The sequence below is a fragment of the Microcoleus sp. B7-D4 genome (assembly GCF_036705125.1).
Lineage (GTDB): Bacteria > Cyanobacteriota > Cyanobacteriia > Cyanobacteriales > Microcoleaceae > Microcoleus.
This window is the reverse complement of record NZ_JAUBTT010000153.1, coordinates 1-12,209: the sequence shown is the minus strand read 5'-3', so window position 1 is coordinate 12,209 and position 12,209 is coordinate 1. Positions and strand designations below refer to the sequence as shown.

The window sequence follows — 12,209 nt, the reverse complement described above, 5'->3', positions numbered from 1 at the left end:
CACATAGCGTACAATTTGCCTTAAAAAACTTTGAAAATATCTGGATAGCTGACGGCTCAACATTAGAAGCATTATTTCGTAAACTAGAAAGTTTATCAGATGTTCCAATTGGTAAATTATCCGGAAAAATGGGAGTAATTATAGACCTAGTAACTCATCTTCCCGAAGAAATTTGGTTTTGGGAAAATCCGAAACAAGCAGATACTCATTGGGAAGAAGATTTACTAAAAAAAGTTAAGCCAAAAACCTTGCTGTTATTGGAATTAGGATTCTATCACTTCGCTTTTTGGTCAAAATTAATTGAGCAAGAAATTGGATTTATTACTCGGATCAAGAAAGGTGCATCTTATCAAGTCAAGCGGGTATTAACCAATACTTATGAGGTTAAAGACCAGATAATTCAGATAGGTGCAGGGACAAAAAACACACCAACTTTGACTATAAGATTAGTACAAATCCGCTCAAAAAACTCCTGGCGTTCTTATCTGACAAGTGTCCAAAACCCCGAAATATTGCCCCCCTATGTAGTAGCAGATTTATATCAAAGACGCTGGCGAATTGAAGAGGCATTTTGTATAGTAAAGAGACTCCTAAATTTAAGTTATTTATGGACAGGTTCGTCCAACGGAATCCAGCTTCAAATCTGGGCTACTTGGCTATTTTATGCGGTTTTGGTAGACTTGGGAGATGCCGTTGCGGATGAATTAGGAGTGCCAATTGAACGTGTTTCACTCTTAAATGATTTATCGAGGGATGTATCATTTTTCTGTGGCCTATCAAAAAGGATTAGCTTCTGACCTAGTTAAGTATTTTGCCGACGCAAAAAATCAAGATTTAGGGATTGTTAAGCGACGACGAAAACCTCATGTCAGGCTAATTATTTCTCCTTTCCCTGGAACTCAAAGAAGTCCCGAACAATTTTTTTTCAATAATGAATGAACAAATGGAGTCATATTTTAATTGGTATTTCGGTAAAAAATGAGTAAGATTACTCATTGACAACAGTGTTTTTAGCTTAGGAATAAAAAATAAATAAGTTGATGAGTTATCGGTTATAATGAAAAAAGTGTGAGATTACAATTTTCACTCCTACAGAGCTCGACTCACAACAGATTTTTATACACAACTACTCTAATTGGCGTTTAAACCCATGTCTTATTCTAATTCAATTGAGTCAGAAATGAAAAAATTTTATAAATCCTTATCAGAAAAGGATAAAAGAAGGTATGCAGCTATCGAAGCTCAAAAATTAGGATGGGGTGGAATTAGCTATGTAATGCAACTTTTGGGATGCAGTCGAAACACCATCGTCAAGGGAATAGAAGATTTAGAAAAAATGGACTCAGAGACACTCAATAGTTCCCGGATCAGAAAGAAAGGAGGGGGAAGAAAAAGTATTCTGTCTACTCAAATCGGTATTGATGCAGCATTTTTAGAAGTTTTAAAAAATTACACAGCCGGAGACCCAATGAATGAATTAATCAAATGGACTAATTTGACGCATAAAGAAATAGCTGCGGGACTACGAGCGGCAGGTTTTACCATTAGTCTCCCATTAGTTGCCAAACTATTAAAAAAGCATGGGTATGTGAAACGAAAAGCTCAAAAAAAACAAACAATAGGAATTAATAAAAATCGAGATGCTCAATTTAAAAACATTGCTAGACTTCATGCAGAGTATAGAAAAGCCAGCAATCCCATCCTACGTTTTGATACCAAAAAGAAAGAAGTTTTAGGAAATTTGTATCGTCCGGGAACTCTCTATACAAAGGAACCTGTCACTACTTTCGATCATGATTTTTGGAGTTTAGGTCACGGTAAAGTGATTCCGCATGGGGTTTATGATTGTCAACAAAACCGAGGATATATAACATTAGGAAATAGTAAAGACACCAGTGAATTGGGAGCGTGTCACTTTTGCGATGAGTATTTATACTTAAACATTTCTTCGCTTACCAATTAAGCCATTTAAGTAAGCACATCGATGAGCCAATACCTGCCCAATATGTTCTGATTTCCAACTTGCTCCAGATATTTTAACCCGTCTAGCTATTTGCTTGATTCCTGATTCTACTGCTCCAGAACCAATCGAACAGATTCCATCTCTCTGGAAAAGTTCGTAATTAATAATTCTTTCTTTATGCTTTTCTAAATACTTACAAAAATTAACGGCTGGCTTTTTCTTCAATCCTATGAATAGTGCTATTGCCTTTTTTACATTTCCTTTCCATAAATATGTTTCTGCTTGCTTCAATCGCTTCATTGAACCGCCTACTTTCTGAAGGTTTTCATTCAAATGATACCAGTCCAGAATTTCCCTTCTGTCCTGTTCACAACTAATTTCCTTGAATATATTCCATACGCCATCATGTCCATCACCGTCTGACAATTTACTGGTTTTGCTAGTGGCTGTTGATTGGCCCAATTAATGATGAGCTCATTTTGGTCAAAACTACTTACTATCCCTGCTTCTGACACAATTGCTTTATAGTCTTTCCACTCGGATTTTTCTCCGAGTGGTGTTATCAATCGTGCTTTTCCACCGTCTGCACTTAACTCGGTAATATCTGCTGTTGCTACAGGCTGCTCAAATTTTTGATAATGTACTAATATGAGTTGTGTCTTCGCTGGCACCGTAATCCCTGTTATATATTCAATATCTTGGGCTGCATTTTGATATGCAACATTAGCACTCAGTCTTAAACAACAGTTTTCTAAATGTGGACTCAATCTACTCCCACTCCCACACCCTAGTTTATCTGCTTGCTTTTGGGTGATGCTTAAATCACCTAATGTACTTTTTAATCTCTTTACCCTTCCTGCTTTTGTCCCGCTCGCTGAGTAGATAAAAAAATTCCGATCTGCGGTGTCACATGAGTTAACACCTTATCTTTAACCGTGATCTCGATATCTTCTAATGTTTTCAACGATTTCGGGTCACAATCAGCATACAGGATTGCCGAAATAGCCTCTACATATGTTTGAATCGCCTGTTGTTGTTCGGGAGTCATCGTTCAATCGCCACTAATTAAGACATCATTATTTTCGCCGATTTTGCCAACAATAGCTCAAAACCTTTGCCCTACTTATTCTGAGTATTTATACTTATCGCAAAAGTGACACGCTCCCAGTGAATTCGCCTGTGAGTCTTTAAAAAATTGGTGGAATAATTATGGTAAAGCAGCCTACCCTAACGCTAATTCTATCTTGGCGAAATGTGATGGGGGAGGTAGTAATAATGCTAATCATTATATTTTTAAAGAAGATTTGCAGAAATTAGTTAATGAAATAGGAATTGAGATCAGAATTGCTCATTACCCTCCTTATACATCTAAATATAATCCGATAGAACATCGACTTTTTCCTCATATTACTAGGGCTTGTCAAGGAGTAATTTTTACAAGTTTAGAATTAGTCAAATCTCTCGTCGAAAAAACTCAAACTAAAACGGGACTATCTGTAGCTGTAAATATCCTTAATAAAGTTTATCAAACTGGTCGAAAGGTAGCTGATAACTTCAAAAATAATATGCAAATTGTTTTTGACGAATATTTGCCAAAATGGAATTATCGAGCCGTACCCCAACCTGAGTAATTCATTAAGTTATTTATTTTTCATTCCTTAACTTGTGAGGAATGACCCCACATCCGTCCAATTATCAGAGGAAAAGCAGGAAAGCCCGTAGAGTTTGGAGCCAAACTGTCAGCGAGTTGCAATGAAGGATATGTATTTCTAGACCGGATAAGTTGGGATAACTTTAACGAATCAGGAGACTTAAAAGCACTCATTTGAAGCATTTAAAAATTACACAGGATACTATCCAGAATCAGTCCATGCAGATCGCATTTATCGAACAAGAGAAAACCGAGCTTGGTGTAAAGAAAGAGGAATTAGAATTAGTGGCCCCCCTTTAGGAAAGCCACCAGCAAATGTTAGTAAGGAAACCAAGAAACAAGCCTGGGAAGATGAAAGAATTCGTAACTCTATTGAGGGCAAATTTGGGACTTGCGAAAAAGAAGATTTAGCCTGAATCGGGTGATGGCAAAACTTGATAATACTTCCGAAACAGCCATTGCTATTACTTTTTTAGTAATGAACCTTTCTACCTGGTTAAGACGGGTTTTTTGTGCGTTTTTATGTCACAAACCGAAAATCACACCTATTTACGGTTCAATGATTATTAAAAGCTATAGCAGGGCAAGTTATAGTCAACAAAAAGTTATGTTTCGCCGAGCTTGAATTGCCCATCAAGTGCGATGCCTACGGCTGGCTACGCCTACGCGATTTTTTCTAACTTATTCAGCAAGCCCTACTTACCTGTCTCAATTTAGCCCCTGCAAGGGCAGGCATTTTGCCTGCCCCACCAACAAAATTATTTTTGAAGAGCTAGCCTTTGTTTAAACTGCCGCCAGTAAGAGCCTACTGGTGATTTTCCGAACATAATTCGCAATTTTTTCATAATTCCCATCTGCGACTGTCCATAATAAAGTGCCTGAGCAGGAATCCTTTCGGCATCAGAAAAACCCACATTGATAAAGCGTTCAATTCCTTCTCGCTTCAGGTATTTTTGACGAGTCTTCTGCAAGCGCTCTTCGTGAGTATTTGTATGAAATACCGTCCAGTTCGGATCTTCTGCCTTACATAAGCTGTATTCCTTGTGGCGTTCTACGTACTGCTCGAAAGCGAGTTCCCATAAATATCTGTCCTGATTAGTCGCCTTAGCTGGATTCTCACCTTTGAAGCCAGACATAATAAAATCCCCAGCAAATTCATGGGTTGCCGCCATAAATTTACTCCGCTTCATCAGAGCAAAATTCAGACTACACTTGTCGCTAAAGTACCACCCCGGCCAGGCGTCGTGGTGCTGCGATGGCAGATTGAATGAACCGCTAACCGAGAAAACATCATCGCGTTCGAGATAACCAATCGCTTCCTCTAACCAACCATCGTGGCCCTTTCGGTAGGGCAAGGTGTCAACGTGGAAAAATAGCAAGTAAGGTTTACTCGCGATCGCCCCCGATGTATATTCTTTTATATAACCAGACTCCATCCCCCCATGATTATCTTCGTGATTAGACTGGATTACCTGCAATTTGTCAATCAAACCTTCTTCAAACAATTGCCAGTATACCCTTTGAGTTTTGAGATCGCTGCCACAATCTACAACGACAACTTCACCAGGTTTACCCCCTAAAAACTGAAACCAATCTTGGAGAATGTCAGCAAATACTAAAGCATCCCCAAAGTTGGATGTCACCATTGAAATTTGGTCGAGGGTGTTCAGTTGTGGAATCATAAGCAAATGCCTCACACTTCATAATATAAAAAGCAGAAATGATTTAAAAGTTTAGCAAAAAATTAGCAATTTTTCGGCTTCCTCCTAGGTAACCTGGCAACATTAATTACATAAAGACTCTTGACTAAGCAAGGCTTGCAGGCCAGATTTGGGTATCCACTCAATAAATCGGGGTAAATCGCTCAGTGACGAGCCTCTTTCCGGGAGCAAAATCCTTCCCGACAGGGTAGTCTACCCCGATTTATTGAGCGGAGACAGATTTTGTGCAATTAATTCTACACAACTACTATAGCCTTTCTCAGATAGGTGAGGTATGACTCGGAGCGGAGTTTTTTGTCTGTATCTCGCTTACTATATAACGACCATAAGAGGGCTCTCATCCCAACAACGTACCTCATCTTTCTGAGAAAGGCTATACCAGCATAGAGTGCTTTGACATCTCCCTCGCCTGAAAAGGCAAGGGGATTAGTAAGACCATAATCGTAGTCTTAAAGCTGTGGACAATTCGCTTCTACACGCTCAAAAACAACTACCAGTACAAGAGGTATTGCAATTACGCTTACTTTTATCTTGTTTTGCTTTCCTTCGGCGGTTGAAACAGCAGAAAAGTCCATCCCCGTGTCTGTAGCCCGGGGATTCCGTCTCGTTTTTTGGTGAATTACTCGTTACCCAGCTACATTACCTGTTCGACTTCAGCAATTTCTGGGATAGCCTCGCGCAGGCGACGTTCAATGCCCATTCTCAGAGTCATTGTGGAACTCGGGCAAGAGCCGCAAGCTCCTTGCAGTCTCAGGTGTACCACTGGGCCGTCAATTTCTACGAGCTCGACGTTGCCACCGTCGGATATCAGGTAGGGACGCATTTCATCGAGAACTGTTTCGACGTTATCTCTGGTTAGTGCTAGTGTCATATTTCGCCTCTGTGATGATTTCTTGCAGTTGATAAAAGTTCGATTTGACTCAAGGGCAGCATTCTCAACCCGCGCGGGATTTAAGAAACCGGGTTTCTTGACAAAAGACTTGCACGCTCAGGTGAGCTGGCTACAGGAAACCCGGTTTCTCTCACGCTGATGCTCGATTTCAATTCGCTCTCTGGTTCGATCGTAGCGTTACTTGCCGCCAAATCAAGTTGATTCTGATACGTTATCCAAAAAAACCCGTTTTATTTAAGAAATCGGGTTTTTGAGGCCGCTACACTACTGCTGGTTCTAGCAGTTTGACGTTGGAGTAGTTGAACTCGGTTGTTGTCAATTGACCTTTTTCTTTTGATCGAACTACTTGCTTTGTCATGACATAATAGTCGCCTATCTTGTCAAAGGTATCTTCAAATTCGAGTTCTTTGATGATTTCGTCTGTTTGGGGGTTGCGGAAAACGGCATCGTAGTGGGTTGCCAAAGAACCTTCGGGTGTCTCTAAGCTTTTATGCGTGTCAATTACGAAAGCCATGCGGCCCATCACCCGGCTGACTTGACAAATTGAGAGACCTCGGACTTTATAGTTAGACCCCATTGAGTCGCCTTGCACCAAGATGTCCACAGCGTCTGTGCTGTCCTTCTCGCCGAGGGTGAAGCTATTTTTGCCGTGAGATTTTTCAAATGTCGAGCGTTTGCGGTGGGTGACAATATCGCGCATTTGGGTGTAGACGCTTTGCTGCACTTCCTCGTCTTCAATGCCCGTGACTTCCACGCTCATGTCGGGTTTGATCCAAACATGACCCGTATATACTTCGTCGCCCTGTTTGAGTTCAATATCGGCACTGTAACCGGGAAAATTGGCATCCCAGGTATAGCGGTGTTCGTAAGCAGCGCGAAACAAATCGCGAGCGTTGGCTTGCTCTGTCATAAATCCCTCTTTCTCTTGACACCCATCTAGTTTAGCTTAACCGCGAGAAGCCCCACATTCACTGGGTAGGGGAGTTACCCGCACTCCTAGCGAGCACTTCTTGGGGGTGCGGCTGGGCTGGCAATTAGGGCGCAACAAGAATTTACCGCAAAAGTGGGTATAAAGCCCCGTCCTTCTAAGACGGCTTTAATTTCTACAATTTGTAAATAATTGTTAAATAGGTAGATTTTGTGGGTAAAAGTTGCAGTAAAAATAATGATAAACTATTCCCATGATAGTATTAGAGTTTAAGTTGAAAGGCAAAGCGGAGCAATATCGGATCATGGACGAAATGATTCGGACGGCTCAATTTGTCCGAAACAAAACTCTTAGACATTGGATAGACAATCAAGGAATTAAGCTGGTAGACCTATACAAACAGTGTGCCATTATGGCGAAAGAGTTTGAATGGGCAGGCAAGCTTAACTCGACGGCACGTCAAGCTTCGGCGGAGCGTGCCATTTTTGCTATAGGGCGTTTTTTTGCTAATTGCAAAGCAAAGAAACCAGGGAAAAAGGGATTCCCGCAGTTCAAAAAGCACACTCGTTCCGTTGAGTACAAACAATCGGGTTGGTCACTTTCTGCCGACAAAAGATGTTTAACATTTAAAGACGGCTTCGCTGCTGGGAAGTTCAAGTTGGTTGGTAGTCGGGATTTGTATTTCTACGCGCCAAACGAGATTAAACGAATCAGAGTCGTGCGTCGTGCCGACGGATACTACGCTCAATTTTGTATCAATGTGGAACGGAAAGAGGAAGCTATTTCCACTGGTAAAGCCATTGGAATAGATGTCGGATTAAACCATTTTTATACTGATAGCGATGGCGAAACAGTTCCTAATCCTCGGTATCTCCGCAAAAGCGAAAAAGCTCTGAAGAGATCGCAGAAGCGAGTTTCTCGGAAAAAGAAAGGTTCTAAAAATCGAAAAAAAGCGATCAACAAGTTAGGAAGAAAACACCTGAAGGTCAGTAGACAGCGTAAAGACTTCGCCATTAAGACGACGCCCGGCGCGGTGAAATCTAACGATTTTGTAGCCTACGAAGACCTTCAGGTGCGGAACATGGTTAAGAACCATAAACTCGCTAAATCAATTAGCGATGCTGCGTGGTCACAGTTTGCTCAATGGTTGGAATACTTTGGAAAAGTGTACGGCAAAACAGTTATTGCTGTTGCTCCTCAGTACACATCTCAGGAATGTTCAAACTGTGGCAACCTGGTTAAAAAAACTCTGTCAACTCGAACCCATATTTGTGGTTGTGGTGTGGTGTTAGATCGCGACCATAATGCCGGAAAAAATATTTTGGCAAAGGGATTGAAGCAGGCAGGAATCAATTTAAATACGGTGGGGCACACCGAAATTTACGCTGGGGGACAGACCGATCTCTACTCGCTGATGGTAGCCAAACAGAGATAAGTTCGACTGGATGATCCAAGAATCCCTGCGCCTTTAGGCAAGGGAGTGTCAATTTCTCTATCGGTTGCTATGATCGGAAAATAAAGTCCCAAAATGCCTGGTTATTGAGAGCGCGATGGGTCGCAAGCCACACACCAGTCTTAGTTATGGGTTATGTTGAAAAAACTTGTGTCCGCTTTTTAGGGGTTGCACCCGCAGGCAACTATTAGATTCCCCCCTTAATAAAATGCTAGAAACTGTCTACAAACACTTAGAAACATTGCAGGAACAAGCTAGAGAATTGCCACCACCGCAACAGGCAATTCTCACGGAAACTCTGGAAATTTTATCTAATTCTTTGCAGGAAATTGCAGCAGATCGCCTGTTGGAAATGGCGAGATATAACGAAGTAAAGCTGGTTGAAATCGAAAAAAAAAATCGCCTCTTGGAACGCACTGTAGCCCAGCAAGTAGGGCAAATCAGACAGCTACGGGAGCAGTTGGAAAAACAAATTAGCCAGCACCGCAGGGACAATCAAGGATTAATTAAAAGTGAAGCCAAACTGCAAGCTATGCTGCGTAATTCTCCCGATCTAATTAGCATTGTCGGCTCCGACGGGCGAGTTCGATATCACAGCGGAGCCCTACAGCGGCTTTTGGGTTACAACCCAGAAGAAAGAATTGGCAAATTTCACGGCGAGTTAATCCATCCAGACGATTTGCTGGCTTGGCAGACGTATTTTGGTAAGTTGTTAGAATCTCCCGGCATTGGGGGGGCAATCGAATATCGGAAACGCCATGCTGACGGTTCTTGGATCTACATGGAGTCGGTAGGTAACAGTTTGCTTTGCGATTCGAGCGTGCAGGGAATTATAATTAATTCGCGGGAAATAGGGGAACGAAAGCAAGCCGAAATCGCAGTCCGAGAGTCGGAACTCCACTACAGAGTTATGTCGCAAATTACTTCGGATTTTGCCTATTCTTTTAAGGGACTGCCCGACGGCAAGTTCGCCTGCGAGTGGGCGACAGAAGCTTTTGAGCGCTGCACAGGGATCGTTCCTGAAGAATTAGAATCGTTTGGTTGGTGGAACTCCGAACTCGTTCATCCTGACGACAGGGAAATGTTAATTAAACAATTAGAAGGCTGTACTTTCAGCCGCACTGGAGCTAATGAGTATCGCATTCTTAATCAAAAAGGCGAGGTGCGCTGGGTGCGGGACTACTGGCAAGTGGTGTGGGACAAAACTGCTGAACGGGTTGTCCGTTTGTGGGGCGCTTGTCAGGAAATTACCGATCGCAAGCAAGTAGAATTGAAACTGCAACTCGTTAACCAAGTTTTGCAAGCCCAGATAGCATCGGCGCCGCTGGCGATTAACTGTACCAGCAATGACGGCAATACCGTTGTTTGGAACCGCGCCGCCGAACAACTTTTTGGCTGGACTGCGGCTGAGGTTTTAGGGAAACCTTTACCGAATATTCCTCAAGGCCAAAAGCAAGATTTTTACGCCCTGCTAAAGTCTGCGTCTAATGGCAACCCGCACAACGGTTTGGAAATATCTTTGTTGAAAAAAGACGGTAGTTCGATCGATGTTTGGCTTTGGGCCGCACGCGTGCGAGATGCGGGCGGCCAGACTGTCGGCAGTATCAACATATTTTCTGATCTTTCAGAACGCAAGCGCATAGAGGAAGAGCGCCAAAAACTAGCAGCGATGAAAGATATGGAGGAACCTTTTTGGGCGCGCTATGTCAGCCCTCCGAAAACTACGAAAAAAAAGGGCGGTGGGTAATTCTCTCAAGCACAATTTAAAAGCATTAAAAGTGCAAAAGTGCAATCTTATGCTTGCAATAAGCTGCTACGCATCTAAATTGAATACAGAGACGGGCTCTCCTGCCCGTCCCACAAGAATTGTAGAAAAATTGACTGTCAAATTAGATGCACAACAGCTTATCCTTTCCGGTCAAATAACCTATTTGATGGGAGTCGTTCGAGCGGACATAATATGATAAATACACCGGGCTACCACCTGTAGTAGTTGCTCTGCTGTACTGTGTAAAACTATTTTTCCCTAAAAATAATTGATGAACCAGCTATCGAATTTATTGAGGGAATCTATCGATAAAGTGTCAGCTTTTTTCTGGGTAAAACTTGTGGGCACGGTAAATATTAGACTTGTCAAAGACGCCACTCGAAGGTTTACTGATGCCCAGATTTTTCCTGGTTCCTGAAAGTGGCTAACTCTGCGTGAGTTTGGCAAGCTTCACTTAACTCAATGTAATCTAAGATATTGGAAATTACCTGAGAAAGGTGGATAGCCGAACGGTGAGCTTCTTCGATAAAATCTCTCTCCTCTATGGGATCGTCAGCTTGGTCGTCTATGGTTAGTTGTAGATAGCCGATGATGTGATTTAGGGGAGTGCGGAGCTCGTGGGACGCTTTCAACAAAAATTGCTTTTTGAGCTGGGATAGTCCTTGTACTCGCTTGCTGCGCTCTTGGTAGAGGGTGGCGAGGGCGATCGCACTTCCTACTTGCTCGGCAAGTTCTTGTGCGAATTCGATCTGGCATTGAGTCCAAGGTCGATCGGTCTTACCCTTCCCCGACGATCGACCTTTGCACTGATGCAAGCTAATTATGCCGTTAGGTTGCTCTTGGTAAGCGGTAGCCACCACTAGCAGCGACTGCGGCCCAAAAGAGTCATTGGCTGCAAAGGACTCTACTACCACCGGTTCGAGGGTGGCTAGAGCTTGAAGGAAATGAGGTGCTGCTGTGAGCGAGATTTCCATTCCCAGCATCGGTAAAAATGGTTCTTGGCAGTATTCAGCAGCTACTTTGACTTGCAGACTAGAACTTTCATAGGGACAAAGGATGCAGCGGCTGACGCCTAGTGTTTCTCCCAGACTGTTAACTGTTTGCTGCCAGATGGTATGGAGATCCAAGGTTCGACGAATATTTCTGCCAATTTGGAGTAAAAGTTTTTGCGATTGAGCTGATATTTGCTGATTCATAGCAACCCCTTTTCTACTAGACTGGCAAAAGTTTACCACTCCGGCAACAGAGCAGGGAGTTACTGAATTTGCCAGCCTGCCGCTGTCCAACTTATGAATTACGTAATTCTACTTAAATATTGCCACAGACCGTCAAACATTACTAAGTATTTGCGGTGTCTTTACAATATCTTTATAATTTTCACATAGAAGGGAGAGCATCCTGTTTTCTTAAAAATCCTTGACAGTAGGGGATTGGAAAGCTGAATCAGTGCTAAAAGTAGCCATTAAGTTCTTGTAAAGTTGGCGGTTTATGGGGGTTTACTCGGAGGTGTGATCTTCCAGCCGACAGATTAAAGATTAGCTGTTATCCGTATCCCCCGGATTTGATTTATGCCAATTCTGGGTGGGGATCGGAAGTGGCGGGGGTGAGGAATATGAGTCCAAAACTCCCAAGGAGGGAGCTGGGCGACGGATAAAAGTCAATCGATTTTAGATTTTAGATTTTAGATTTTAGATTTTAGATTTTAGATTTTAGATTTTAGATTTTAGATTTTAGAATTGAAGCATTGAAGCATTGACCCCACGGATAAATACGTTCGGCAAGTTTCATCGGATACAGGTTTTTTATTTCTGGGTCCTGAGTCTGCGAAGGAAT

7 protein-coding genes and 4 pseudogenes are annotated in these 12,209 nt (G+C 42.3%); 6 read left to right on the top strand and 5 right to left on the bottom strand.

The genetic code is table 11. The annotated features are described in order from the left end of the window. Positions 1-939, top strand: a pseudogene (locus QUB12_RS34875) (IS4 family transposase); the annotation flags it as partial. Between the two features lie 211 nt (positions 940-1,150). Next, positions 1,151-1,963, top strand: coding sequence for an ISAzo13 family transposase (locus QUB12_RS34870; protein ID WP_333310721.1), 813 nt, complete (start codon positions 1,151-1,153; stop codon positions 1,961-1,963). Here the strand turns inward: QUB12_RS34870 and QUB12_RS34865 are convergent. Continuing rightward, positions 1,937-3,011 (bottom strand): annotated as a pseudogene (locus QUB12_RS34865) (ISKra4 family transposase). The gene QUB12_RS34870 and the pseudogene QUB12_RS34865 overlap by 27 nt on opposite strands. A 127-nt stretch (positions 3,012-3,138) precedes the next feature. Here QUB12_RS34865 and QUB12_RS34860 point away from each other — a divergent pair. Both QUB12_RS34860 and QUB12_RS34855 read left to right on the top strand, forming a co-directional pair. Beyond that, positions 3,139-3,594, top strand: a pseudogene (locus QUB12_RS34860) (ISAzo13 family transposase); the annotation flags it as partial. 45 nt (positions 3,595-3,639) lie between these two features. Further along, a pseudogene (locus QUB12_RS34855) lies at positions 3,640-4,239 on the top strand (transposase); the annotation flags it as partial. 133 nt (positions 4,240-4,372) lie between these two features. Here the strand turns inward: QUB12_RS34855 and QUB12_RS34850 are convergent. The 3 genes from QUB12_RS34850 to QUB12_RS34840 all read right to left on the bottom strand — a co-directional run bounded on the left by QUB12_RS34850 (position 4,373) and on the right by QUB12_RS34840 (position 7,137). Further along, positions 4,373-5,296 (bottom strand): hypothetical protein, encoded by a 924-nt coding sequence (locus QUB12_RS34850; protein WP_333147993.1) that lies wholly within the window; start codon positions 5,294-5,296, stop codon positions 4,373-4,375. A 673-nt stretch (positions 5,297-5,969) separates the two neighbouring features. Beyond that, positions 5,970-6,206, bottom strand: coding sequence for a NifU family protein (locus tag QUB12_RS34845; RefSeq protein ID WP_006632519.1), 237 nt, complete (start codon positions 6,204-6,206; stop codon positions 5,970-5,972). A gap of 280 nt (positions 6,207-6,486) precedes the next feature. After that, positions 6,487-7,137 carry a DUF3386 domain-containing protein gene (locus tag QUB12_RS34840; RefSeq protein ID WP_333147991.1) on the bottom strand — a complete coding sequence of 217 codons (651 nt, stop codon included), beginning with the start codon at positions 7,135-7,137 and terminating at the stop codon, positions 6,487-6,489. A gap of 271 nt (positions 7,138-7,408) precedes the next feature. Between QUB12_RS34840 and QUB12_RS34835 the strand changes: the two genes are divergently transcribed. Together QUB12_RS34835 and QUB12_RS34830 are read left to right on the top strand one after the other, a co-directional pair. Further along, the gene (locus QUB12_RS34835) at positions 7,409-8,590 is read left to right on the top strand and encodes a transposase (RefSeq protein WP_333147989.1); all 1,182 of its coding nucleotides are present in this window, start codon (positions 7,409-7,411) and stop codon (positions 8,588-8,590) included. A gap of 226 nt (positions 8,591-8,816) precedes the next feature. Next, positions 8,817-10,355: a PAS domain S-box protein gene (locus QUB12_RS34830; RefSeq protein ID WP_333147987.1), complete on the top strand. Its 1,539-nt coding sequence runs from the start codon at positions 8,817-8,819 to the stop codon at positions 10,353-10,355. 407 nt (positions 10,356-10,762) lie between these two features. Here the strand turns inward: QUB12_RS34830 and QUB12_RS34825 are convergent, their stop codons facing one another. Beyond that, positions 10,763-11,572, bottom strand: coding sequence for a GAF domain-containing protein (locus QUB12_RS34825; RefSeq protein ID WP_333147985.1), 810 nt, complete (start codon positions 11,570-11,572; stop codon positions 10,763-10,765). Positions 11,573-12,209: the final 637 nt, after the last annotated feature.

What these genes read in the sequence shown, in the direction of transcription:
- QUB12_RS34835 (WP_333147989.1), top strand. Translation starts at nt 7,409, where the DNA reads ATGATAGTATTAGAGTTTAAGTTGAAAGGCAAAGCGGAGCAATATCGG.
- QUB12_RS34840 (WP_333147991.1), bottom strand. Translation starts at nt 7,137, where the DNA reads ATGACAGAGCAAGCCAACGCTCGCGATTTGTTTCGCGCTGCTTACGAA.
- QUB12_RS34850 (WP_333147993.1), bottom strand. Translation starts at nt 5,296, where the DNA reads ATGATTCCACAACTGAACACCCTCGACCAAATTTCAATGGTGACATCC.
- QUB12_RS34845 (WP_006632519.1), bottom strand. Translation starts at nt 6,206, where the DNA reads ATGACACTAGCACTAACCAGAGATAACGTCGAAACAGTTCTCGATGAA.
- QUB12_RS34825 (WP_333147985.1), bottom strand. Translation starts at nt 11,572, where the DNA reads ATGAATCAGCAAATATCAGCTCAATCGCAAAAACTTTTACTCCAAATT.
- QUB12_RS34870 (WP_333310721.1), top strand. Translation starts at nt 1,151, where the DNA reads ATGTCTTATTCTAATTCAATTGAGTCAGAAATGAAAAAATTTTATAAA.
- QUB12_RS34830 (WP_333147987.1), top strand. Translation starts at nt 8,817, where the DNA reads ATGCTAGAAACTGTCTACAAACACTTAGAAACATTGCAGGAACAAGCT.